We start from the raw sequence: 23,107 nt of genomic DNA on the forward strand, positions 1-23,107 counted from the left end.
AATAGTTCCAATATTTACGTGTGGTTTACTTCTTTCAAATTTTGCTTTTGACATTATAAAATTCCTCCTTTATTTCCAAATAAACTTTGCCTAGCGTTTTTTCATTTTTGACGTTTGGAGCTCACGATCGGGATTGAACCGACGACCTCCACCTTACCAAGGTGACGCTCTACCTACTGAGCTACGTGAGCACCTCTAAGTACGATATTTTTTCAATATACCAATTATAAAGTTTACTATTATTCTTTTTATTTGTCAATATAAATAATCAGTTTATATCTAAGCATTTTTCAAGCTTTCTTTTAACTCTCTGAAGTGCATTATCTATAGATTTAGCTTGCCTATCTAAATCACATGCTATTTCTTGATATGACTTCCCATCTAAATAAGAATTTAGAACCTTTAGTTCTAAACTTGAAAGATTTTCTTGGATTTTTCCTTCTATCCTAATCATCTCTTCTTGACTTACTATAAGTGCTTCTGGATCTGTAATTTTAAAACCAGCTAATACATCTAAAAGTGTCCTTTCAGACTCTTCCTCATATATCGGCTTATTTAAAGATACATAGGTGTTTAGTGGTATATGTTTTTGTCTAGTGGCAGTTTTAATTGCTGTTATTATTTGTCTTGTTACACAAATTTCTGCAAATGCTTTAAAGCTAGTTAACTTTTCCGGATTAAAATCTCGTATTGCTTTATAAAGTCCAATCATACCTTCTTGATATATGTCTTCTTTATCTGCACCTATTAAAAAATATGATTTTGCCTTTGATTTAACAAAATTTTCGTATTTATTAATTAAATACTCTTGTGCATAAATACTACCTTGTTTTGCTTCTAAAACAATTTCTTCATCTGATTTTTTATCAAGTTCCACATGCCTATTCATATATTTTCCACCATTTTCTCCACTTCTCTGCATTTATTCAAACCTACATATAAATTTAATTATACAGTAACTTACAATTCATAGTCAACTTAATAACTTTCTCTATCCTACTTACTTCTTCTAATAGCCTCTAACTTCATCAAAACATCTTTATCTATATTATCCGAAAGATTATTTTTTTGATTTATTTTATTTTTTTCGGTCTCTATTTCAATTTTATTTTCTGCTATTTTTACATCTTTATAGAATTCATGTGAAGATTTTCTTGCTGCACCTCTTTGAAATATTGTTTGCTGTTCTAAATTATCAGAGGTTACTACACAAACATCATATTTTCTTCCAATAGCATCAACTTCACGCTCTATAAATGCATCAGCTGTCTCTCCATTTTTGGTGAAAACAACTGTTAATAGTTTATTTATTTCTTCTTGTTTTTCTATACTTCCTTGAACCATATGTGCATCGAATACAACTATAATTTTACTATTATTATATGTCCCATAGTTTTCCATTTTTCTGATTAACTTTTGTCTTGAACCTTCTAACCCTTCTTTTTTATCACTTTTAAGATTGGGCCAACAATTTATAACATTATACCCGTCTACAAAGATTATCTTCACCTTTCATCCCTCTTTTTTATTATTTTAGTCTACCTTTTAATACTTCATACATCATTATTCCACCAGCTACTGATGCATTTAAAGAATTTATTCTTCCAATCATTGGTATTCTGACTAATTTATCGCATTTTTTTAACGTTAATTTAGATATTCCTCTTCCTTCACTTCCTATAACAATTCCACAAGGACCACTAAAGTTTACTTCATGGCTGAATTCTCTTCCATCTATATCAGCACCATATATCCAAACTCCTGCAGCTTTTAATTCATCGATAGCTTTGTTTATATTTGTTACTTTAGCTATTCTTACATGTTCTACTGCCCCTACTGAAGATTTATACACTGTAGGTGTTACTCCAACATTTCTTCTCTTTGGTATTATTATACCATGAACACCACAAGTCTCAGCTGTTCTTATTATTGAACCTAAATTATGTGGATCTTCTATCTCATCTAAAATTATTATAAATGGATCTTGACCTTTTCTTTCAGCTCTTTTTAATATATCTGATACTTCACAATAATTATATGGCGTTATTTTAGCTACTACTCCTTGATGCACAATTCCATTAACCATAGCATCTAGCGCTTTCTTTTCAACTTCTTTTATAACTATTTTTTTATCTTTTGCCATTCCAATAATAGCCGTTATTGATCCTTCTCTTGATCCATTGCTTATGTAAAGTGCCTCTATAGTTTTATTGCTTTTTAATGCTTCCATAACAGCATTTCTTCCAATTACTAAATCTTCTCTAATTTCTACAATCTCTTCTCTAACTGCTCTTTCTTCTCTAGTTGGTCTAACTGGTTTAACTACTTCTTTAGGCCCTTTTCTAGCCTTATTTCTTTCTCCTCTTATAAGTCTAGTATTGTTATCTACTCTAGCATCTCTCTTTTTTATTCTTTCTTCTCTTTCCTCACTCATTTTTTTCATTTCTCTATAACTTTTTTTTGGTTTTTTCATAATTTAATCTCCTTATCACAACAATTATATTTAATCTTATCATGTATTTTACTTTTTGCACACTTCTATTGCTTTATTAAAAATAAATTCTAATCTCTCAGTATTATTTATTAAATATAAATATCCTACTAAAGCTTCAAATCCAGTTGCCATTCTATAATCTCTAACATCTGCATTCTTCGGTACAGTTGCCGATTTTGCATTTCTTCCTCTTTTATAAATATATAATTCTTCTTCTGTTAATTCTTCCTCTATTTCATGCATAATATCTGACTGACTCTTAGCTTTTACATACTTAATTGCCTCTCTATGAAGCTTGTTTGCTAATAGACTTGTATTATTTGATAATATATAGTTTCTTATAAATATTTCATAAGCACCGTCTCCAATAAGTGCTAATTGTAATGGATTTAGCCCTCTTGCTTCTGCCTCAGAAAATTCTCTTATTCTTAAATTTTCTATCATCTTTTTTATCTCCTTTAAATAAAGGAGATACTTCTCTTCGAAGCATCCCCCATTTGCTTAATTTACTTTCTTCCATCTAACCCCTTGAGGTGTATCTTCTAAAACAATTCCTCTTGCTTTTAGCTCATCTCTTATTTTATCAGCTAATGCAAAATCTCTGTCTTTTTTCGCTTGTTGTCTTTGTTCTATAAATCCTTCAATCTCAGCAGCTAAATCTGCATCTTTAGTAGATTTTTGCAACATCCCAAGTGGGGCACCAAGTTCTCTTATCAATGCCAATGCTCCTTCTACTAACTCTTTTGATGAATCTACATTTATGTGAGTATTTATATCTTTTATTAAATCAAATATAGCTGTTATAGCGTCAGCTGTGTTGAAATCATCATCCATTTTAGCTATATATTTTTCTCTATATTTATTTAAACTATCTAAATATTTTTTTTCATCATCTGACATTTTTTCTAGTTTTACTTCATCTATTAAACTTTCTAAATTCCCTATAGTATTATATAATCTTTCAACAGATGCTTTTGCTGAATCTAAAAGATCTTTAGTATAATTTAATTGAACTCTGTAGTGACATGATAACATTAAAAATCTAATGATATCTGCATCATATTCCTTTAAAACATCTCTTGCTGTAAAGAAATTATTTAATGATTTAGACATTTTTTGATTATTAACATTTACATATGCAGAATGCATCCAATAATGAGCAAAAGGTTCACCTGTTAATGCTTCACTTTGTGCAATTTCATTTTCATGATGTGGGAAAGAAAGATCCATTCCACCAGCATGTATATCTATAGTATTACCTAAGATATTTTTCGCCATACATGAACATTCTATATGCCATCCTGGTCTTCCTTCTCCCCATGGGCACTTCCATGCAGGTTCTCCCTCTTTTTTAGCTTTCCAAATAGCAAAATCCATAGGATCTTTTTTTCTTTCATCTATATTAACTCTCTCACCCATGTTAAGCTCATCTAAATTTTGCTTTGAAAGTTTTCCGTATCCTTCAAATTTTCTTGCACTAAAATAAACATCTCCATCAACTTCATAAGCATATCCTTTTTCTATAAGTTCTTTTACAAACTTAATAATTTGACCAATATACTCTGTTGCTCTTGGATTTATAGTTGCTCTCTCTATGTTTAATGCATCTGCATCTGTATAATATTCTTTAATATATTTATCACCAATAGCTTTAACTGTTGTTCCCTCATCATTGGCTTTATTAATCATCTTATCATCTATATCTGTAAAGTTTTGAACAAATTTTACTTTGTATCCTCTATATTCAAAATATCTTCTTATTGTATCAAATACTATAAAAGTTCTTCCATTTCCTATATGGAAAAAATTATATACAGTAGGTCCACAAACATACATCTTAACTTCGCCTGGGGTAATCGGCTTGAATTCTTCTTTTTGTCTAGTTAACGTATTATATAACTTCATACCTTTCCTCCTATTATCCTATCTTAATTTAAGACCATTCTTTTTAAACTCTTCTCTTATTCTTTCTTCAACTGCATCTACTTTTATTATTTCATTATCAGCACTTGTTCTTAATCTAAATTCCACTTCATTTTCAGTTACTCTTTTACCAACAACTACTCTCATTGGAATTCCCATAAGCTCTGAATCTTTAAATTTAACTCCAGCTCTCTCTTTTCTATCATCAAATAGAACATCTAGCCCTAATGATTTTAAGTTGTTGTAAATTTCTTCTGCAACTCTCATTTGCTCTTCATCTTTTGAGTTAACAGCTATAACTGATACTTTATATGGTGCCACTTCTAATGGCCATATAATACCATTTTCATCATGATGTTGTTCTACTATTGATGCAACAGTTCTTGTTACTCCTATACCATAGCAACCCATTATAAATGGTTTTTCTTTACCATCTTCATCTATAAACTTTGCATCCATAGCTTCTGAATACTTAGTTCCTAATTTGAAGATATGTCCAACTTCTGTTCCTCTAGCAATAGTAATTTTACCACCACATTTCGGACAAACTTCACCTTCTTCTACATTTCTGAAATCTCCAATTGTTCCTTCAAAATCTCTTCCATAATTAACACCAGTTAAGTGATATCCAGTTTCGTTAGCTCCTACAACTATATTATTCATATTTTTAACTTCTGCATCAACTAGCATTAGATCTACTTTTATTCCTACTGGTCCTGCAAATCCTGTTTGTGCATTTGTAGCTTCCATAACTTGCTCATGACTAGCTAATTCTATATCTGTTTCAGCATTAGCAGCATTAGCTACTTTAACTTCATTTACTTCTCTATCTCCTCTTACTAAAACAGCTATACATTTTCCATCAACATTATATAATAATGTTTTAACTGTCTTTTTTGCATCAACATTTAAAAAGTTTGAAACTTCTTCAATAGTTCTGCTGTCTGGAGTTTCTATTTTTTTCATTTCTTCCATAGCTTCTTCTAACATTTTTTCTGGCATCGCTTCAGCCTTTTCCATATTAGCTGCGTAATCACATGAAGTACAGAATACTACATCATCTTCTCCAACTTCTGATTTAACCATGAATTCAATTGAATTCGATCCTCCAATTGCACCTGAATCCGCTTCAACACCTTTAGCATCTAATCCACATCTATTAAATATATTAACATATGCATCATGCATTTTATTAAATGCTAAATCTAATCCCTCTTGATTTCTATCAAAACTATAAGCATCTTTCATTATGAATTCTCTTGATCTCATAACTCCAAATCTTGGTCTTCTTTCATCTCTATATTTAGTTTGAATTTGATAAAGATTTATTGGTAATTGCTTATATGATTTAACTTCATTTTTAACTATACTTGTAAAAACCTCTTCATGAGTTGGTCCTAAGCAATAGTCTCTTGAGCCCCTATCTTTTACTCTAAACATTTCTGCTCCATAAGCATCCCATCTTCCTGATTCTTGCCATAATTCGGCTGGAATAATCGCAGAACAAAGTAATTCTTGAGCACCCTTATCTTCCATTTCTTCTCTGATTATTTCTTCAACATTTTTAAGAACCTTAATTCCTAATGGTAAATGATTATATATTCCTGAAGTCATTTTTCTTATTAATCCTGCTCTTATCATTAATTGATGACTTGCTATTTCTGCTTCTGCTGGAACTTCTCTTAGTGTTGCTATTAGCATATTTGACATTTTCATAATTATAAAATCCTCCTAAAATCTTGTCTATAAAAAAAGCCCCCCTATATTTTTACATATAGGGCGACTTATATCGCGGTACCACCTAAATTTATTTCTTTAATAATGATAACGGTATTAAACCGATAGTTTTCTATTTACTCCAAAGCTGGTTCAAAATCTATTTGAAAATCTTCCAGCCTATGGATTTTCTCTCTGAAAAGACGATTTTTACTATTCTTCTTCAATGTAATAATATAAAGTTATGATTTTTAATTATATCTTTTATAGTTTTCTCTGTCAATGATTCTAAATATTAGTTTTTGATAAAAATTCTGCAAGTACTAAATCTTCTGGTGTAGTAATTTTTATATTTGTATACTCACCTTCATAAAGATATACCTTATGCCCATACTTTTCAACAACAGATGTATCATCTGTTACTTCTATATGTTCTTTATCAATCCTCTCATGGCAATTCAATATTAGATCATAATCGAATATTTGCGGTGTTTGTATTGCTACAAGTTCTGCTCTATTTAAAGTTTTTTTTGAAAAACACTCTTTATCTTTTATTTTTATAGTATCTTTTGGCATTACTCCTGGAGCTGCACTTTTATAAAGTTTAGCAAATTTAATCCCATCTAAGATTAAGTTTTCACTAAAAAAAGGTCTTGCTCCATCATGAATTAGTACAATATCCGTTTTATCTATAGATCTTAATCCATTTAAAACAGAGTCTTTTCTTTCTTTTCCACCTTCAACTATACTTTTGATTTTCAAATCATATTTATCTATTATTTTTTCTTTACAATAGCCTATCTCATCTTTTGGCACAACTACTATAATTTCATCTATTTCTTTGCAATTCATAAACTTTTTTATAGTGTAATATAGAATTGGTTTTTCATTTATTTCTATATACTGTTTGCTGATATCAGAGTTCATTCTCTTCCCTCTTCCACCTGCTAATATTATTGCACTATTCATTTTATAAATCTCCTATTCTTTAGGCTTTGCAAAAATCATTCTTCCTGCTGCAGTTTGAAGCACAGATGTTACTAATACTGTAATAGTTTTGTTCATATGTTTTCTACCACCTTCTACTACTATCATAGTTCCATCATCTAAATATGCAACTCCTTGTGTCTGTTCTTTTCCGTCTTTAACTACTTCAACTACCATTTCTTCTCCTGGTATAACTACAGGTTTTATAGCATTTGAAAGTTCATTAATATTTAAAACAGGAACACCCTGCACTTCTGCCACTTTATTTAAATTATAGTCATTAGTAATTACCTTTCCACCTAAAGTTTGTGCTAACTTTAAAAGTTTTGCATCTACTTCAGCTATCTTAGGAAAATCACCTTCCCAAATTTGCGTTTCAATATCAATTTCTTTTTGTATTTGATTTAAAATATCTAATCCTCTTCTACCTCTAACTCTTTTTAAAGAATCAGATGAATCTGAAATATGTCTTAACTCATCTAATACAAAGCTTGGTATTATAAGTGGACCCTCAATAAATCCTGTTTGGCATATATCATATATTCTTCCATCAATGATTACAGATGTATCTAAAACCTTTGGTATTGATTTATAACCTTTTGTTATTTTTACAGGTTTTTCTTTTTTCTCTTTTAATAAAGGTCTTTCCTTACTTGTTTTCTTAATTGATAAAAGCATGCTATTTATGTCATCTTTTTTACTAACCATTATTTTCATACCTAATAATGCCGCTATTATATTTAATAAAGTATATAATAATGGTCCTATTAAATAAATATTACTTAATGGTTTCCCGAAGAAATAAGTTATTATTAATAAAACTAATGCACCTATTGCACCATAAATTATTTCAGTTATTGAAACACTTTTCATATTTCCTTCTGCATAATCCATAAGATTATTAACTAGGGTATATATATATGGTGATATAGCAAATAGAATAATACCAAATAATAAAGAAATAAAAATAAGAAATAATACCGAACCTAAAGTTGTTGAAAAATAACTGATTTCTCTAACAGCTTCAATTTTTAAAACTGCATCTCCTATTATATAACCTAAAAGAAGACCTATAAGAGTAAGAATTCCTCTCATTAATTTTTTTAGCATCCTTGTCACCTCCTCGTATTTAATTATTACCACAATAACTTTATTAATACTTATTTTTAATTGTTAATAAAGTTACTATTATTTTAAGTATATCATTAGAACTTCTATTTGACATTAAGATTTTCTTAAAAAGAGTTTTCTTATACGATTTTTATTTTATTAGACAATACCCCCTATATTTTTTAAATTTCCTAGTATATCATACCAATAAGAGAAGTAACTTTTCTTATTAACATCTATTACCTAAATTTCAATCAATTATTAAGGGGTGATTATATGAAAGATATAATATTTGATGAATTTCAAGATTCTGTAGAAACTTCTTTAATAAGACATAAAAGTATTCTAGATATCTCTAGTAAATTTACAGAATCTAGTGCTAGAGTTAATAGAGCAATTATGAAAGCTGTTACTAACTGTGGTTGTATAAAAATTTCTGCTACAAAACAATATATACCTTCTGATGAAGATAGTTTAGACTGCTTACAAGAATGTTTTAAATCTCATCTAGAAGGTACACTATGCCCTAATTGTAGAGAAATTATTGAAGGTGAAATGGGAAATAATTTATTTTATCTAACCTCTCTTTGTAACAGTTTAAATATTAATCTCTATGATGTTCTTATTAAAGAAAATCAAAAAGTTAATACCTTAGGCAAATTTAATTTTAGATAATATAAAAACGATACTTGGATTTTTCTAAGTATCGTTTTTATTATGTGCTAAAATTTTTTTATAATTCAGCTTTTAATGAAATTTGTTCATTTATTCTTCTAAGACCGTTTCTTATAGCTCTAGCTCTAGCTTCACCAATTCCTTCTACTAAATCTAATTCTTCTATTTCAGCATTTATAATTTGATTAAAACTTCCAAAATGCTTTATTAAATTTTCTATTACAGTTGATGGAATTCTCGGTATCTTACTTAAAATTCTATAACCTTTTGGTGAAATTAACGTATCTGCAAGTACTGTATATCCATGTCCTAAAGTTCTCGCTATTGCTTCTAAATCTATAAGTTCCTCTGATGTTAGCTTTTGTATTGCATCATATATATCATTGAATTCATCTTCATAATAACAGTAATCTCGTATTAGAAGAATCCCATCTCTTTCAACATACCTTATAAGTTCATTTAATTGCATTGAAATGAGTCTACCTTCATTTCCTAACTCTAAAATATATACTCGTATTTCCTCAACTATTCTCATAACCATTTCAGTTCGTTGTATAGCCGTAACAACATCAAAAAGTGTTGTTAAATCCTGAAATTCTAGAAGATTCAAATTATTTATAACTCTATCTAATACAGATACATATTTCTCTAATGTTTGTATTGCTTGATTTGATCTTCCTAAAATAACACTACTATCTCGTAAAACATATTTTATATCACCTTTATATACTGTTATTATATTTCTTCTTTGAGATATTGCTACCACTACTTTATTAGTCTGTCTAGCTACTCTTTGTGCTGTTCTATGCCTCGTACCAGTTTCTACTGTTGGAATTGTAGCACTAGGTAATAATTGTGCATTTGCACATACTATCCTTTTTAAATCTTTGCTTAAAACTATAGCCCCATCCATTTTAGCTAATTCATATACATATGCTGGGGAATAATCTGCATTTATTTTAAATCCACCATCTACAATTTCCATAACGTCTTCAGTATCACCTAAAACAATCAACCCACCTGTTTTAGCTCTAAGAATATTTTCAAGCCCTTCTCTTAAAGGCGTTCCCGGGCACATCATCTTAAGTATTTTTTTTATTTCTAAATCTCTTTCTAATCTCATAATACTTACTCACCTATTTTAAAAAATCTTTTTCATTGCTTCTCTTATATTATTTACACCTATTATATTCACTTTTCTTCCATTAAGTTTATCTTTATTTCTCCATGGAACTACTATATTTTCAAACCCCATCTTTTCTGCTTCATTAACCAATCTTTCGGCTGCTGTTATGGGTCTTATTTCTCCTGTTAACCCAACCTCTCCAATTACTAATGATTTAGGAAGATTTATTGTTTGATTTTTCAAACTTGAAATTAAGGCCATTGATAACCCTAAATCTGCTGTTGTTCCATCAATATTAAGACCGCCAACCACATTCACATATACATCGCAGTTATAAAAAGGAACTTTTAATTTCTTTTCTAATACTGCTAAAATCAGACTCAACCTTTGATTATCTATTCCAACTGCAGTTCTTCTTGGCATTACTGCCTTCGTTTCAGTTACAAGTGCTTGAATTTCTACAAGAATTGGTCTCGACCCTTCCATAATTCCTATTACTACTGAGCCTTCTTGATTAAAATTAGTGTCTTCTAGAAAGATACTCGATGGATCATATACTTCTGTTAATCCCTCTTGTCTCATTTCAAAAACACCAATTTCACTAGTTGTTCCAAATCTATTTTTCATAGTACGAAGTATTCTAAATTCCTCTGTTCTTTCTCCTGAAAAATGTAATACTGTATCTACCATATGCTCTAGTACTCTTGGTCCTGCAAGCTCTCCTTGTTTAGTTACATGAGCAACTATAAATAAAGGAATATTTTTATTCTTCCCTATTCTCATCAATTGATTCGAGCACTCCTTAACTTGCGATACACTTCCCGGAGCTGATGTTACACTTTCTTTATATATAGTTTGAATAGAATCAATAATTACAAACTTAGGTTCTAGTTGATCAATGTATACTTCAACTTTATCTAGATTAGTTTCCGATATTATAAATAACTCATCTGACTTAACTCCTAATCTATCTCCCCTTATTTTTATTTGCTCTTCCGATTCTTCTCCTGAAACATATAAAACTTTTCCATACTTATCTGAAATATTACTAGCTGTTTGTAACAGTAGTGTTGATTTTCCAATACCAGGATCTCCTGAAATAAGTGTAAGAGAACCTCTTACTAATCCTCCACCAAGAACTCTATTTAGCTCTTTTAATCCTGTATCTAATCTTTCTCTCTCTCCAGATTTAATTTCTTTAATACTTTTAGGCATATTGTCTATAGTAATAGCTTTAGCTATTTGTGTCTTTGTTATTGCTTTTTGATCTTTTATCTCTTCTACAAATGTATTCCATTCATTACAGTCTGGACACTTACCTAACCATTTCGGACTTTCATATCCACATTTTTGGCAAGTGAATACTGATTTTATTTTAGCCATAAAACCACCCTTCACAAATTAATTAATAAAATAAACAATTTTTATTCTATTATTTAATTATATCTTATTTATTCCATTATATAAATTTAATTTGTAAATTTATATAATTATATTTTAATGATTTTCTATAAATCTATGCTTATTCTTAATAGTATTTTCCATACTTAAATTTCTTCTAAAAAAAAGAAATGTACTTCAATACATTTCTCCCTCTAAAAGTTTCTTTATTTTTCCAAATTAATTATCTATTAATTAGTTTAGCAGCTGCTTCATCTAAAACTACTGTAACATCTTTATGCATTTGTAGCATAGTTACAGGACAACTTGTTCCTATTTTCCCACTAAATAATTCTTTCATTGCTTCTGCTTTATTTTCTCCACTTGCTAATAATAAAATTTTCTTTGATTTCATTATTTGTCCAAGTCCCATTGTTATAGCTGTTTTTGGAACTTCATCAGCTGATTCAAAATATCTTGAGTTAGAATCTATTGTACTTTGAGTTAAACCTGTTAAATGTGTTCCTGCAACTAATTCTCCATCTGGTTCATTAAACGCAATATGGCCGTTAGTTCCAACTCCTAATAATTGAATATCTATTCCACCTAGGTTATCAATCATTTGATCATATTTTCTACCTTCTTCATTTATATCTTTTGCTAAACCATTTGGTACAAAAGTTTTTGTTTTATCTATATTGATATAATCTAATAAATGAGTATTCATAAAGTATCTATAGCTTTGTGGATGATCTCCTTGAAGTCCTACATATTCATCTAAATTAACTGATGTTATATCTTTAAAATCTATTTCACCATCTTTATTCATTCTAATTAATTCTTTATACATACCTTCTGGAGTTCCTCCAGTTGCTAATCCTAATATTGCCTTTGGATTTTCCTTTATTACTGAAGCCATTTCCTCAGCTCCAACTTTACTCATTTCATCATAATTTTTTACTACTATTAATCTCATTTTAAAATCCCCTCTCTTCTTGAAATATTAACTTCTAAAATATACTTATCAGATCTATAAACTGATTCTTCTATAAAAAGTATATTTCCATTACTATCTAAAGTCTTCCCATAAGTTTTTATTAATGGTATAACCTCATTTACATCAAATAAATTCTTATAATATTCATCCATAACAATTGCTGTTATTTCTGATTCAGAATGATCTATCATATATCCTTTCGCTTCTAACACTTCAAACAAAGAACCCTTTAACATATCTTTTTCTAAGTTTGATATTTTATCAACTGGAATATGTACTATTTCGTTAGCAATACACTCATTGTCAACTTTTCTCATTCTATTTATTTTATATACTTTTTCAACATTTAGAGTATCAGAAAGCTCTTCTGGTATAGCTATCATTTCAAATTCTAAAATTTGTGTTTTCAGCTCTCTTCCTGATTTTCTTATGATATCTGTAAAACTCATAACATCTTTTTGCTTTACCTTAGGTTCACAAACAAAAGTGCCTTTTCCCTTTTCTCTTACTAAAAGCCCCTCTTGAACTAATTCCCCTAACGCTTGCCTTACTGTCATTCTACTTACTTCGTATTGCTCAACTAATTCTCTCTCACTTGCAATACATTCATTAGTTTTCCAAACTCCTTTTGCTATTTTATCTCTTATTTCTTCTTTTAATTGATAATATGCAGGTATTGGACTATTTTTATCTATCATAAGTTTTCCTCCTAATTCTATTATATCTATTATCTATATAGTTGTCTAGACCACTAGACACTTTTATTTTATTATTTGAATATTTTTCTTTCTTTATACAAATAATAATTATACAACTATTTAGGAGGTTGCACTATGTTTAATAAAATAAATCTACTCAATCCATTAAATCCAATTGTAGAAAATCCTTTAAAAACTCCCATGCAAACAAACATAAGTCAATCTTTTGATACGAATCAAAATAAGGATGAATCAGAAAATTTATTACTTAATTCTAATATAAGTGATTCAAACTCCATTGAATAGGTATTTATTACCTTGAACACATAACTTTTTTAGAGTAAAATTACTTATTATATACTCAATTTAAGGAGGTTACTTATGATGGTTAAAGTTTACACAACTGATTCTTGTCCATGGTGCGTAAAAGCTAAAAGCTATTTAAAAAGTAAAGGTGTTGATTACACAGAACTTAACGTACAAGATGACATGGAAGCTAGAGAAGAAATGGTTAAAGGTTCTAAACAAATGGGAGTACCTGTTCTTGATATAAATGGTACATTCATTATAGGATTTGATAAACCTGCTATAGATAAGGCTTTATCAGAAGCATAAAAAAAGATGCCAATTGGCATCTTTTTTTATTATAATATTTAAATTTAATTATATAAATTTCATAAGCAAAATAGATGCTGGAATTAGTACAATTAACATCACTAAGCTATATAATGCAAATGTTTTTATATATGTTCCTGTTTTAGTCTCACCACTACTTATTGCAAATTTATATGATATTATACTCGCCATTGAACCTATCAATGAGAATAATCCACCATTATTTACACCATATATTAGTGCTACATATTTATGCGTAAATGGTGATAATAATAATGTTGTTGGAACATTACTAATAAATTGGCTTAATCCTAGCGCAATAAAATATGTATGAATATCATTAACTAAAAAGCTTGAAATAATTTTCTTCACTTCTGGTATCGCTGATATATTTCCTATAAAAATAAAAAATGCAGTAAATGTTAAAATCAGTGAATAATCTACTTCTAAAAATAATTTTTTATCTATTATCAACGTCACTAATATTACTACTATAAATGCTATTTGATAATTTACTAAATGAAACACAGATCCTAATACTATTAAGAATAATATTCCATAAACTACTATCATGCTTTTTTTATCGATTTTAACTTCTTTTATAGTTACATTTAAATTTCTATTTTTTTGTGTAAATACAAGAAATAATAAAACTATAAAAGCAATTATCGTTATTGGAATAGTCACACTAAAAAATTGTTTATCTGTTAAATTAAAATGTGTGTATATATATAAATTTTGTGAACTTCCCATCGGTGTTAACGAACACCCAACAATAGCTGCTATAGTTTGAAAAATTATAAGCTTTGTTGGATTAAAGTTAGCCTTCTTAGCTAAAATTAAACTAAGTGGTACAAATGTAATTAATGCTACATCATCCGTTATAAGCATTGAACTAAAGAAAGTCAAGCATATCATTATAAGGTAAACACCTCTTAAACTTTTATCTTTATGTAATAATTTAGTTCCTATATAATCTAAAAATTTAAATCTTTTTAATGCCGTTACTACGACCATTAAATTAAATAATAATACTAAAACTTTAAAATTGATATAACTCAGTTTTGGAGGTGATATAAAAGATGAAATAATAGCTAGTATTACAGCTATTATAAGTATTATCTCTTTTTTGCAAAACTCCTTTATCCTTTGTTTGTCTAACGTGTTTAAATTCATGACGTCTCCTTCTTCACTGTAGAATTTAAAATAAGTTTCATGAATTAATTGTACCGTGCAAAAAAATATATAGCAATAAATATTAAATTTTTTTAATATAACAGCTAGAGTATTAATTAATTTTAATACTCTGGCTATATAAATTATTCATTTAAGTCTACATATTCACCGGTTTTACTAAAAATAATCCACTCACATATATTAGTTATATGATCGCCTATTCGTTCTAAATACTTGCTTACAAACAATATTTGTGTACCAAGTTCTACATCACTTTCATTATTTTTTACATATTGTAAAGTATTTTTAAATACTTCTTTATAAAGTTTATCTATGTTATCATCTAGTTTACATATATCATATGCCGAACTTGTATCTCTCTCTAAATATGCATCCATAGCTAGTGTTAACATATTTTTTATTTCTTTTTCCATATCCCAAATTCCATTAGCTTCATCTATAAACTTTGTAAAATCCCCTTTATAAACAACTTTGCAAATATCAACTACTAAGTCAGCCATTCTTTCTAAGTCTGTTACTATTTTCGAAGCTGTAAATACTCTTCTTAAATCTTTAGCCAAAGGTTGTTCCGTTGCTATGAACTTAATACAATCCTCTTCTATTTCTTTTTGAAGTTTATCTATTTCATTATCATTTTCCATACACGATTTTGCTAATTCTTTATCATTTATATGAATTGCTGTCATTGTTCCTTCTAAATGATTTAATACTAATTCAGACATATACTTTAACTTACTATTAATTGCATTTATTTTTAATTTTTGAACTTCTTTCTTCATAGTTTTCTCCTTTAACCGAATCTTCCTGTTATATAATCTTCAGTTCTTTTATCTTCTGGTTTATAAAATATATCTTCTGTTTTACCGTACTCTATGACTTCCCCACTTAAAAAGAATGCTGTTTTATCTGCAATTCTTCCAGCTTGTTGCATATTGTGTGTAACTATTATAACTGTATAATCCTTTTTTAATGTCGATATTAATTCTTCTACTTTTCCTGTTGAAATTGGATCCAATGCTGAAGTTGGTTCATCCATAAGTATTACTTCTGGTGATATTGCTAACGTTCTTGCTATACAAAGTCTTTGTTGCTGTCCTCCTGAAAGTCCCATTGCAGATTTTTTTAACCTATCCTTTGTTTCTTCCCAAAGAGCTGCCCCTTTTAAACTTTTTTCTACTATTTCATCTAAAGTTTTTTTATCTTTTATTCCATGAATTCTTGGCCCATATGCTACATTATCATATATACTCATTGGAAATGGATTTGGTTTTTGAAAAACCATTCCAACTCTTTTTCTAAGTGTTATCTCATCATAATCTTCAAAGATATTCTCACCTTCAAAAAATACTTTTCCTTGAATTTTAACACTATCAATTAAATCATTCATTCTATTTAAAGTTCTTAAAAATGTAGATTTTCCACATCCTGATGGTCCTATTAGTGCCGTTACTTCATTTTTCTTAAAACTTATATTTATATCTTTTAATGCTCTATGAGTTCCATAATATAAGTTCAAATCCTTTGTTTCTATAATTTCCATACCGCTTCTATCCCTCCATAGATCTTTCTAATCTTTTACTTATAAGTCTTGCTGTAAAATTAAATATTAATACTATTATTACTAAGACTGCTGCTGTTCCATTTATTATTTGTGCTGCATCTGGAACTATCCCTTCAGCATTAAGATACCAAATATGAACTGCTAATGTTTCTGCTGGTCTTAATAAGGAAAATGCTGAAGTTTGATTTACAAAACTAAAATGATTAAAATTAACCCCTGCTGAACTTAGTCCAGCTGTATATAAAAGTGCTGCTGCTTCTCCAAATATTCTTCCTGCTGCTAATATAACTCCTGTAATTATTTCTTTTGTTGCTGTTGGAATAATTACATTCATTATAGTTTGCCACTTTGAAATTCCTAAAGCTAAGGATGCCTCTTTAACTCTACCTGATGCATTTCTTATCGCACTCTCTGAAATTCTAGTTATTATAGGAATATTTAATATACTTACTGATAATGCTCCTGCTAAGATTGAATATCCAAATCCAGCCATATTAACAAAAACTAATAATCCAAACATCCCAATTACTATTGAAGGTAATGAAGCCATTGCCTCTAAGCTTAATCTTATGATTTTTATAATAATTCCTTCTTTAGCGTACTCAGCTAAATAAATTCCTGCTCCAACTCCTATAGGAACAGTTATTATTAATGAAATTACTAGCATATATAATGAGTTAAATATTTCTGGTCCAATTCCTCCACCAGCTTCTGTAACCTTTGGACTTCCAAAGATAAAACTTGGTGTTATCATTCTTAACCCCTTATAAAATATATATAAAACAAAACTTGCTAATACAACAACTACAAATATACTAATAGAATACAATACTACTGTTGCAATTTTATCTGCTGTTTTTGGTTTTATCATTTCAATTGCCCCTTCCTTTCTATTAATCTTATTAGTAAGATAAATATAAATGAAATTATTAACAGAATAAATGCCATACTCCATAGCGCGTTATTCCATGCACTTCCAGTAACCGTATTTGTTATATCCATAGTCAAGATACTTGTTAGTGTTGACATAGAATCAGTTAAACTTCCTGGCATTTTAATTGTATTTCCTATTACCATTTGTACTGCTAATGCTTCCCCAAATGCTCTTGCAAGTCCTAATACTACACCTGTTAGTATTCCCGTTTTTGCTTCTGGTATCAAAACATTTTTAATTGTTTGCCATCTTGTAGCTCCTAATCCATATGATGCCTCTATATGATTTTTAGGTACTACCTTTATTGCATCTATTGCTAAAGTAGCTATAGTCGGTAATATCATTAACGAAAGAACTAGAACTCCTGCTAAAAGTGAAAACCCTATTCCTCCAAAATGATTTTTTATAAATGGTACTAAAACCATTAATCCAACCCATCCATAAACTACTGAAGGTATTCCAACTAATACTTCTAAAGATGGTTTTATAAGATTTTCTCCTAACTTTTTAGATACTACATTAACAAAAACTGCTAGTGCTATTGCAATTGGTGCACTTATTATTAATGCTCCTAATGATACTGCTACTGATCCAACTATAAAATCTAAAACTCCAAATGTTGCTGGACTACCTTTTGGATCCCAATTACTACTAAATATAAAATCAAAAACATTAATATGACTTTTTGTAAATGATTGAATTCCTTTTGACCCAATAAAAAATATTATTGCTATCGTTACAACAATTATTAATAGCCCACACATGGTTGTGAACCATTTTCCCATATAATCATTTATCAGTTTCTCTTTAAAACTTCTTTCTTTCATCCTTTATCCTACCTTTGTTCTTTATCTTTTAGATTTTGAATAGGTATATAACCCAATTGTTCTACATACTTAGCATTTTCTTCACTTGTAACATAATCAATGAATTCTTTTGCAAGCCCTGTAGCATCTCCTTTTGTATACATATGTCCAAAAGACCAGAATGGATATTTTCCATCTTCTATATCTTTAACTGATGCACTATAGCCATTTATCTTAATTACATTTAATGTATTTTTTGCTTCATCACTATTTGTATAAGCATATCCTAAATAACTGATTGCTCCTGGATTAGATTCAATAGTTTTTAATACAGCTCCATTACTATCTTGAACTGTTCCTATTGCATTATTCTCTAAAGATTTATCTCCCCCCATAACTGTATCGGTAAATGTATTTCTAGTTCCTGAAGACCCTGGTCTATGTATAACTAATATCGGTATATTCTTTCCACCAACTTGGTTCCAGTTTGTTACTTTTCCTGAGAATATATCTCTTATTTGCTCCACTGTTAAACTGTCTACTCCAACACCTTTTCCACTAGCTATTACAAATCTTTCTCCTACAACATTATGATTTTGTAATTCCCCTGATTGCGCCTCATTTAATTTCTCTTCAGCAAACATATCTGAATTACCTATATTTACAGTTCCATCTAAAACTTGATTCAATCCTGTTCCAGATCCACCACCTTGAACATTTATAATATAATCTGGATGTTGTTTATCAAACTCAATTTTAGATTGATCCATTAATGGAAGTAATGCCGTCGATCCACTTATTGTTATCGTTTTCTGTCTTCCAACTTCATTATATCTTTTAGCATTTATTGCCACATATACTATTCCAATTAATGCTACAAACAAAAAAACAACTATAATCTTCATTTTTTTATTCATCTAAACTCCTCCTCTTGCGGACTATACTTATATGATATTATCCAAAAATGAAGCACTTATTGCTGCAATTTTAAATAATGTTATAATACTGTTAAATTTTTTTAACAAAAAAGTGTATTAAATATTAGATTCAAACTTTATTGTTTCCAATCTAAATATTTAATACACCTTATAAGTAAATTTTATTATATATATTTTTTATTCTCTTTATTTATCTATTTTACTGTCTTTATTAAAGTATCTATTTTTTTCTTATCAAAACCAACTATAACTTCTCCATTAAAATCTAATACTGGAACTGTCTTTTGTCCTGAAACTTTAATAACTTCTAATCTATCTTCTTGTGCATCAGCAACATTTACTGTTGAATATTCTACATTATTCATATCTAAATATTTTTTTAACTTAATACATCCTGGACACCATGATGTTGAATAAACTTTTACCATATTAAATCACTCCTATTTCTTTTGTTCTTTTATATATTTTTCTGCATCTAATGCTGCAATAGTACCATCTGCTACAGCTGTAGTTATTTGTCTAAATTCTTTAATTCTAACATCTCCTGCAGCATAAACACCTTTTACATTAGTTTGCATATTTTCATTTGTTTTTATATATCCTTGTTTATCCATTTGAATATACGCTTTAAATAATTCTGTTTTTGGCTCTGTACCTATATATCCAAATATTCCTTCAAGTTCTAATTCTTTTTCCTCTCCTGACTTTGTATTTTTAATAATTACTTTATTTACAAAGTCTGCTCCTTCAATAGAAACTAAATCTTCGCTAAAAAGAACTTCTATTTTAGGATTATTCATTACTTCATCTATAACAGCTTGCTCACCATTAAAATAATCATGTCTTCTAATTATATAAACTTTTTCTGCAAAATTTGTTAAGAAAATAGCTTCTTCTAATGCGGCTTTTCCACCACCTACTACTCCAACTATTTTGCCTTCATACATAGCTCCATCACAAACTGCACAATAATGTACACCTTTCCCTAAAAATTCTTTTTCTCCTTTTACAGGTAGTTTTTTAGGTGATGCTCCTGTTGATATAATTACTGCTCTAGGTTTATAAATATAACTTTCAGTTTCTACTGTTTTATCATTATCTAAAAGTTCAACTCTTTCTATAACATCAAATTCATCTATATTAGCTCCACATTCCTCAGCTTGGCTTTGAATAGCATCCGATAATTCTGATCCTGATATTTTTTTAAATCCTGGGTAATTTTCAACCAAATAACTGTTTCTTATTTGACCACCAACAATTTCATTCTCTAAAAGTAACATATCCATCTTTGCTCTAGCTGCATATATTCCTGCTGTTAAACCTGCTGGTCCTCCCCCAATTATGATTAAATCTATATTCTTAATTTCTTTTTCCATACAATCACTCCTTTACCCCTAGGGGGTATCTGTTAATTCATATTATATCACTAATTTATTGCATTTCAATATTAATTAAATAAAAAACTACCCTCCCTCTTAATATATTTTTACCAAATCTATTAAAAGTTATAAAAGGTAGTTTTTATTTCTCTATTTAAATATTAATGTATCTTCTTGAATTGTTGCCTCGTAGCCTTCTAGCCTTTTTATTTTGCCTTTTAAAAGTTCTTCACTAATTTTATCTTCCACCTCTTTAGTTATAACTCTCCTTAACGGTCTAGCGCCAAACTCTCTAACATCACACTTATTTATAATGTAATTTTTGCTTTCAGCAGTAAAGTTAATGTAGATATCATTTTCATCTAATCTTTCTTTAACTTCCTTAAGCATTATTTCAGTAATATTTAGCATATCTTCTTTTCTAAGCTTATGGAAAACTATAGTATCATCTATTCTATTTAGAAATTCTGGTTTAAATGTATTTTTTAATTCTGATAATATACTGTCTTTCATTAAATCATACTCTTTATTCCAATTTTCATCTGCAAAAAAACCTACATTTTTTTGTTTTTTAATATTATGAGCACCAACATTTGATGTCATTATTATTATTGTATTTTTAAAGTTTACACTTTTACCTTTTCCATCAGTTAATCTACCATCTTCTAAAATCTGAAGTAATATATTAAATACATCTGGATGTGCTTTTTCTATTTCATCTAATAAAATTACACTATATGGCTTTCTTCTTACAGCTTCTGTAAGTTGCCCTCCTTCTTCATATCCTATATATCCTGGAGGTGCTCCTATAAGTTTTGATACTGCATGTTTTTCCATATATTCTGACATATCTATTCTTATCATATTATTTTCATGTGAAAACATAGCTTCAGCCAATGCCTTACTAAGTTCAGTTTTCCCAACTCCTGTAGGACCTAGAAATATAAAGCTTCCTATTGGTCTATTTGGACTTTTAAGTCCAACTCTAGCCCTTCTAACAGCCTTTGAAACAAGTTCAATAGCCTCATTTTGACCTATTACCCTTTTATGAAGATTATCCTCTAGGTGTAATAATTTAGCTCCCTCTTCTTCAGTTAATTTTTCTACTGGTATATTAGTCCAACTAGCTACTACTTTTGCAATCTGTTCTCTATCTACAATTAGTTCCTCATCTGTTTTATTTTTGCTCCATTCTTCAGTAAAGTTTTCTAGTTTATCTCGTAAATTTCTTTCATTATCTCTAAGCTTTGCAGCTTTCTCAAACTCTTGTATTGAAATACATCTTTCTTTTTCTTTTTTTATCTTTAAAATATTCTCTTCAATTTCTTTTAAATTTGGTGGTTCTATTAATGCTTCTATTCTTACTTTTGAAGATGCTTCATCAATTAAGTCAATTGCTTTATCTGGCATAAATCTATCACATACATATCTATCTGACATCTTCACAGCTGCATTCAATGCTTCTGCTGTAATTTTGACATTATGATGTACTTCATACTTATCTTTTACACCCTTTAAAATTTCTAGAGTTTCTTCATTATTCGGTTCTTCAACTAGTACTGACTGAAACCTTCTTTCTAACGCTGCATCTTTTTCTATATGTTTGCGATATTCATCTATAGTAGTTGCTCCAACACATTGAATATCTCCTCTAGCTAAAGATGGCTTTAGAATATTAGAAGCATCAATAGCTCCTTCTGCTCCACCTGCACCTATAATCGAATGAATCTCATCTATAAATATTATTATATTTTTATTTTCTTTTATTTCTGCCATTACTTTTTTTAATCGGTCTTCAAATTCACCTCTATATTTTGCTCCTGCGATAAGACTTGTTAAATCTAAAGAGTAAATTTGTTTTTTCTTTAAGATTTCTGGAACATTACCATCTACTATTCTTTGTGCTAATCCTTCTACAACTGCTGTCTTTCCAACTCCTGGTTCCCCTATCAAACAAGGATTATTTTTTATTCTTCTACAAAGAATTTCTAATACTCTTTGATTTTCTTTACTTCTTCCTATTACCGGATCTAATGATGATTTTCTTGCAAGCCTCGTTAAATTAGTACTATACTTAACTAACATTGGCATTTTTTCTTCATCTAAGTCATCATCATCTTCATCTTCTTCTACTTCATTTTCTAAAAATAATTTTATATCATTTTTTATTTCTTCTATATTTAATTTAGCAAAACTTAGCATTGTATATGCAACACTATCTATTTCTTTTAATATTGATAATAATAAATGTTCCGGATTTATTTTTTTATGAGATGATTTTTTTGCCTCTTTAAATGCTTCATCTATGAGATTTTTAGTTCTTGGAGTAAATAACAATTCAGATTTAGGAACTACTATTTCTCCTCTTCCAAGGTATTTATCGACACTCTTTTTAATTTTTTCATAGTCTACACCATTTTTTTCTAATATCCCTTTTGAGTATCCATCTTCCTTAAGAATTCCTAATAATATATGTTCTGAACCAATATATCCATGTCTGAAATTAACAGTTTCTTTTCTCGCTTCTAAAAAAACTTTTTCCGTTCTTTCTGAAAATCTACTTTCATTCAT

General features: G+C 29.0%; 24 protein-coding genes, 1 tRNA gene and 1 other annotated feature. Of the genes, 3 read left to right on the forward strand and 22 right to left on the reverse strand.

Annotated features, from left to right (window positions below):
- Positions 1 to 115: 115 nt before the first annotated feature.
- The 9 genes from Q0W06_RS13060 to Q0W06_RS13100 all read right to left on the reverse strand — a co-directional run bounded on the left by Q0W06_RS13060 (position 116) and on the right by Q0W06_RS13100 (position 8,230).
- A tRNA-Thr gene (locus Q0W06_RS13060) sits at positions 116 to 191 on the reverse strand.
- Positions 192 to 268: 77 nt separating this feature from the next.
- Positions 269 to 889 (reverse strand): RNA polymerase sporulation sigma factor SigH, encoded by a 621-nt coding sequence (sigH, locus tag Q0W06_RS13065; RefSeq protein ID WP_297636445.1) that lies wholly within the window; start codon positions 887 to 889, stop codon positions 269 to 271.
- 107 nt (positions 890 to 996) lie between these two features.
- Positions 997 to 1,509, reverse strand: coding sequence for an NYN domain-containing protein (locus tag Q0W06_RS13070; protein WP_297636341.1), 513 nt, complete (start codon positions 1,507 to 1,509; stop codon positions 997 to 999).
- A gap of 19 nt (positions 1,510 to 1,528) precedes the next feature.
- The gene (gene rlmB / locus Q0W06_RS13075; RefSeq protein WP_297636344.1) at positions 1,529 to 2,473 is read right to left on the reverse strand and encodes a 23S rRNA (guanosine(2251)-2'-O)-methyltransferase RlmB; all 945 of its coding nucleotides are present in this window, start codon (positions 2,471 to 2,473) and stop codon (positions 1,529 to 1,531) included.
- Positions 2,474 to 2,521: 48 nt separating this feature from the next.
- A complete protein-coding gene (locus tag Q0W06_RS13080; protein ID WP_297636347.1) occupies positions 2,522 to 2,938 on the reverse strand; it encodes a ribonuclease III domain-containing protein in 417 nt (138 codons plus the stop codon).
- Between the two features lie 57 nt (positions 2,939 to 2,995).
- The gene (cysS, locus tag Q0W06_RS13085; protein ID WP_297636350.1) at positions 2,996 to 4,399 is read right to left on the reverse strand and encodes a cysteine--tRNA ligase; all 1,404 of its coding nucleotides are present in this window, start codon (positions 4,397 to 4,399) and stop codon (positions 2,996 to 2,998) included.
- An 18-nt stretch (positions 4,400 to 4,417) separates the two neighbouring features.
- On the reverse strand, positions 4,418 to 6,133 hold the full coding sequence (locus Q0W06_RS13090) for a proline--tRNA ligase (protein ID WP_297636353.1): 1,716 nt from the start codon (positions 6,131 to 6,133) through the stop codon (positions 4,418 to 4,420).
- A 56-nt stretch (positions 6,134 to 6,189) separates the two neighbouring features.
- Positions 6,190 to 6,369, reverse strand: a binding site (T-box leader).
- A 52-nt stretch (positions 6,370 to 6,421) separates the two neighbouring features.
- A complete protein-coding gene (gene ispD / locus Q0W06_RS13095; RefSeq protein WP_297636356.1) occupies positions 6,422 to 7,102 on the reverse strand; it encodes a 2-C-methyl-D-erythritol 4-phosphate cytidylyltransferase in 681 nt (226 codons plus the stop codon).
- 12 nt (positions 7,103 to 7,114) lie between these two features.
- Entirely contained in the window at positions 7,115 to 8,230 is a 1,116-nt protein-coding gene (locus tag Q0W06_RS13100) for a PIN domain-containing protein (RefSeq protein ID WP_297636360.1), read from the reverse strand.
- Positions 8,231 to 8,506: 276 nt separating this feature from the next.
- Here Q0W06_RS13100 and Q0W06_RS13105 point away from each other — a divergent pair, with 276 nt between their 5' ends.
- The gene (locus Q0W06_RS13105) at positions 8,507 to 8,905 is read left to right on the forward strand and encodes a DUF1573 domain-containing protein (RefSeq protein ID WP_297636363.1); all 399 of its coding nucleotides are present in this window, start codon (positions 8,507 to 8,509) and stop codon (positions 8,903 to 8,905) included.
- A 58-nt stretch (positions 8,906 to 8,963) separates the two neighbouring features.
- On the opposite strand, the gene disA is transcribed toward Q0W06_RS13105, so the two are convergent.
- The 4 genes from disA to Q0W06_RS13125 form a co-directional block, all read right to left on the reverse strand.
- Positions 8,964 to 10,028, reverse strand: coding sequence for a DNA integrity scanning diadenylate cyclase DisA (disA, locus tag Q0W06_RS13110; RefSeq protein WP_297636366.1), 1,065 nt, complete (start codon positions 10,026 to 10,028; stop codon positions 8,964 to 8,966).
- 18 nt (positions 10,029 to 10,046) lie between these two features.
- On the reverse strand, positions 10,047 to 11,414 hold the full coding sequence (gene radA / locus Q0W06_RS13115; protein WP_297636368.1) for a DNA repair protein RadA: 1,368 nt from the start codon (positions 11,412 to 11,414) through the stop codon (positions 10,047 to 10,049).
- A gap of 241 nt (positions 11,415 to 11,655) precedes the next feature.
- Positions 11,656 to 12,387, reverse strand: a complete 732-nt coding sequence (nagB, locus tag Q0W06_RS13120; RefSeq protein ID WP_297636371.1) for a glucosamine-6-phosphate deaminase — start codon at positions 12,385 to 12,387, stop codon at positions 11,656 to 11,658.
- Positions 12,384 to 13,106 carry a GntR family transcriptional regulator gene (locus tag Q0W06_RS13125; protein WP_297636374.1) on the reverse strand — a complete coding sequence of 241 codons (723 nt, stop codon included), beginning with the start codon at positions 13,104 to 13,106 and terminating at the stop codon, positions 12,384 to 12,386. Before Q0W06_RS13125 ends, nagB begins: the two co-directional genes overlap by 4 nt.
- A gap of 135 nt (positions 13,107 to 13,241) precedes the next feature.
- Here Q0W06_RS13125 and Q0W06_RS13130 point away from each other — a divergent pair, with 135 nt between their 5' ends.
- Together Q0W06_RS13130 and Q0W06_RS13135 are read left to right on the forward strand one after the other, a co-directional pair.
- The gene (locus Q0W06_RS13130; RefSeq protein WP_297636377.1) at positions 13,242 to 13,412 is read left to right on the forward strand and encodes a hypothetical protein; all 171 of its coding nucleotides are present in this window, start codon (positions 13,242 to 13,244) and stop codon (positions 13,410 to 13,412) included.
- Between the two features lie 78 nt (positions 13,413 to 13,490).
- Positions 13,491 to 13,721 (forward strand): glutaredoxin family protein, encoded by a 231-nt coding sequence (locus Q0W06_RS13135; protein ID WP_297636448.1) that lies wholly within the window; start codon positions 13,491 to 13,493, stop codon positions 13,719 to 13,721.
- Positions 13,722 to 13,769: 48 nt separating this feature from the next.
- On the opposite strand, the gene Q0W06_RS13140 is transcribed toward Q0W06_RS13135, so the two are convergent.
- The 9 genes from Q0W06_RS13140 to Q0W06_RS13180 all read right to left on the reverse strand — a co-directional run bounded on the left by Q0W06_RS13140 (position 13,770) and on the right by Q0W06_RS13180 (position 23,107).
- Complete coding sequence (locus Q0W06_RS13140; protein WP_297636380.1) at positions 13,770 to 14,897, reverse strand: SLC13 family permease; 1,128 nt, start codon at positions 14,895 to 14,897, stop codon at positions 13,770 to 13,772.
- Between the two features lie 143 nt (positions 14,898 to 15,040).
- The gene (gene phoU, locus Q0W06_RS13145; RefSeq protein WP_297636383.1) at positions 15,041 to 15,697 is read right to left on the reverse strand and encodes a phosphate signaling complex protein PhoU; all 657 of its coding nucleotides are present in this window, start codon (positions 15,695 to 15,697) and stop codon (positions 15,041 to 15,043) included.
- Positions 15,698 to 15,708: 11 nt separating this feature from the next.
- On the reverse strand, positions 15,709 to 16,458 hold the full coding sequence (pstB, locus tag Q0W06_RS13150; RefSeq protein ID WP_297636386.1) for a phosphate ABC transporter ATP-binding protein PstB: 750 nt from the start codon (positions 16,456 to 16,458) through the stop codon (positions 15,709 to 15,711).
- Positions 16,459 to 16,465: 7 nt separating this feature from the next.
- Positions 16,466 to 17,350, reverse strand: coding sequence for a phosphate ABC transporter permease PstA (pstA, locus tag Q0W06_RS13155; protein WP_297636390.1), 885 nt, complete (start codon positions 17,348 to 17,350; stop codon positions 16,466 to 16,468).
- Positions 17,347 to 18,240: a phosphate ABC transporter permease subunit PstC gene (gene pstC / locus Q0W06_RS13160; RefSeq protein WP_297636392.1), complete on the reverse strand. Its 894-nt coding sequence runs from the start codon at positions 18,238 to 18,240 to the stop codon at positions 17,347 to 17,349. Before pstC ends, pstA begins: the two co-directional genes overlap by 4 nt.
- Positions 18,241 to 18,248: 8 nt before the next feature.
- Positions 18,249 to 19,136 carry a phosphate ABC transporter substrate-binding protein gene (locus tag Q0W06_RS13165; RefSeq protein ID WP_297636394.1) on the reverse strand — a complete coding sequence of 296 codons (888 nt, stop codon included), beginning with the start codon at positions 19,134 to 19,136 and terminating at the stop codon, positions 18,249 to 18,251.
- Between the two features lie 215 nt (positions 19,137 to 19,351).
- Positions 19,352 to 19,585, reverse strand: coding sequence for a glutaredoxin domain-containing protein (locus Q0W06_RS13170; protein ID WP_297636396.1), 234 nt, complete (start codon positions 19,583 to 19,585; stop codon positions 19,352 to 19,354).
- 12 nt (positions 19,586 to 19,597) lie between these two features.
- Positions 19,598 to 20,533, reverse strand: a complete 936-nt coding sequence (gene trxB / locus Q0W06_RS13175; protein ID WP_297636398.1) for a thioredoxin-disulfide reductase — start codon at positions 20,531 to 20,533, stop codon at positions 19,598 to 19,600.
- A 153-nt stretch (positions 20,534 to 20,686) separates the two neighbouring features.
- Positions 20,687 to 23,107: an ATP-dependent Clp protease ATP-binding subunit gene (locus tag Q0W06_RS13180; RefSeq protein WP_297636399.1), complete on the reverse strand. Its 2,421-nt coding sequence runs from the start codon at positions 23,105 to 23,107 to the stop codon at positions 20,687 to 20,689.

The organism is uncultured Clostridium sp., assembly GCF_947072515.1.
In the GTDB taxonomy this organism is placed as follows: domain Bacteria; phylum Bacillota; class Clostridia; order Clostridiales; family Clostridiaceae; genus Clostridium.

Coding starts and splice junctions, on each gene's coding strand:
- sigH (WP_297636445.1), bottom strand. CDS start 889: ATGAATAGGCATGTGGAACTTGATAAAAAATCAGATGAAGAAATTGTT.
- rlmB (WP_297636344.1), bottom strand. CDS start 2,473: ATGAAAAAACCAAAAAAAAGTTATAGAGAAATGAAAAAAATGAGTGAG.
- Q0W06_RS13080 (WP_297636347.1), bottom strand. CDS start 2,938: ATGATAGAAAATTTAAGAATAAGAGAATTTTCTGAGGCAGAAGCAAGA.
- cysS (WP_297636350.1), bottom strand. CDS start 4,399: ATGAAGTTATATAATACGTTAACTAGACAAAAAGAAGAATTCAAGCCG.
- Q0W06_RS13090 (WP_297636353.1), bottom strand. CDS start 6,133: ATGAAAATGTCAAATATGCTAATAGCAACACTAAGAGAAGTTCCAGCA.
- ispD (WP_297636356.1), bottom strand. CDS start 7,102: ATGAATAGTGCAATAATATTAGCAGGTGGAAGAGGGAAGAGAATGAAC.
- Q0W06_RS13100 (WP_297636360.1), bottom strand. CDS start 8,230: ATGCTAAAAAAATTAATGAGAGGAATTCTTACTCTTATAGGTCTTCTT.
- Q0W06_RS13105 (WP_297636363.1), top strand. CDS start 8,507: ATGAAAGATATAATATTTGATGAATTTCAAGATTCTGTAGAAACTTCT.
- disA (WP_297636366.1), bottom strand. CDS start 10,028: ATGAGATTAGAAAGAGATTTAGAAATAAAAAAAATACTTAAGATGATG.
- radA (WP_297636368.1), bottom strand. CDS start 11,414: ATGGCTAAAATAAAATCAGTATTCACTTGCCAAAAATGTGGATATGAA.
- nagB (WP_297636371.1), bottom strand. CDS start 12,387: ATGAGATTAATAGTAGTAAAAAATTATGATGAAATGAGTAAAGTTGGA.
- Q0W06_RS13125 (WP_297636374.1), bottom strand. CDS start 13,106: ATGATAGATAAAAATAGTCCAATACCTGCATATTATCAATTAAAAGAA.
- Q0W06_RS13130 (WP_297636377.1), top strand. CDS start 13,242: ATGTTTAATAAAATAAATCTACTCAATCCATTAAATCCAATTGTAGAA.
- Q0W06_RS13135 (WP_297636448.1), top strand. CDS start 13,491: ATGGTTAAAGTTTACACAACTGATTCTTGTCCATGGTGCGTAAAAGCT.
- Q0W06_RS13140 (WP_297636380.1), bottom strand. CDS start 14,897: ATGAATTTAAACACGTTAGACAAACAAAGGATAAAGGAGTTTTGCAAA.
- phoU (WP_297636383.1), bottom strand. CDS start 15,697: ATGAAGAAAGAAGTTCAAAAATTAAAAATAAATGCAATTAATAGTAAG.
- pstB (WP_297636386.1), bottom strand. CDS start 16,458: ATGGAAATTATAGAAACAAAGGATTTGAACTTATATTATGGAACTCAT.
- pstA (WP_297636390.1), bottom strand. CDS start 17,350: ATGATAAAACCAAAAACAGCAGATAAAATTGCAACAGTAGTATTGTAT.
- pstC (WP_297636392.1), bottom strand. CDS start 18,240: ATGAAAGAAAGAAGTTTTAAAGAGAAACTGATAAATGATTATATGGGA.
- Q0W06_RS13165 (WP_297636394.1), bottom strand. CDS start 19,136: ATGAATAAAAAAATGAAGATTATAGTTGTTTTTTTGTTTGTAGCATTA.
- Q0W06_RS13170 (WP_297636396.1), bottom strand. CDS start 19,585: ATGGTAAAAGTTTATTCAACATCATGGTGTCCAGGATGTATTAAGTTA.
- trxB (WP_297636398.1), bottom strand. CDS start 20,533: ATGGAAAAAGAAATTAAGAATATAGATTTAATCATAATTGGGGGAGGA.
- Q0W06_RS13180 (WP_297636399.1), bottom strand. CDS start 23,107: ATGAATGAAAGTAGATTTTCAGAAAGAACGGAAAAAGTTTTTTTAGAA.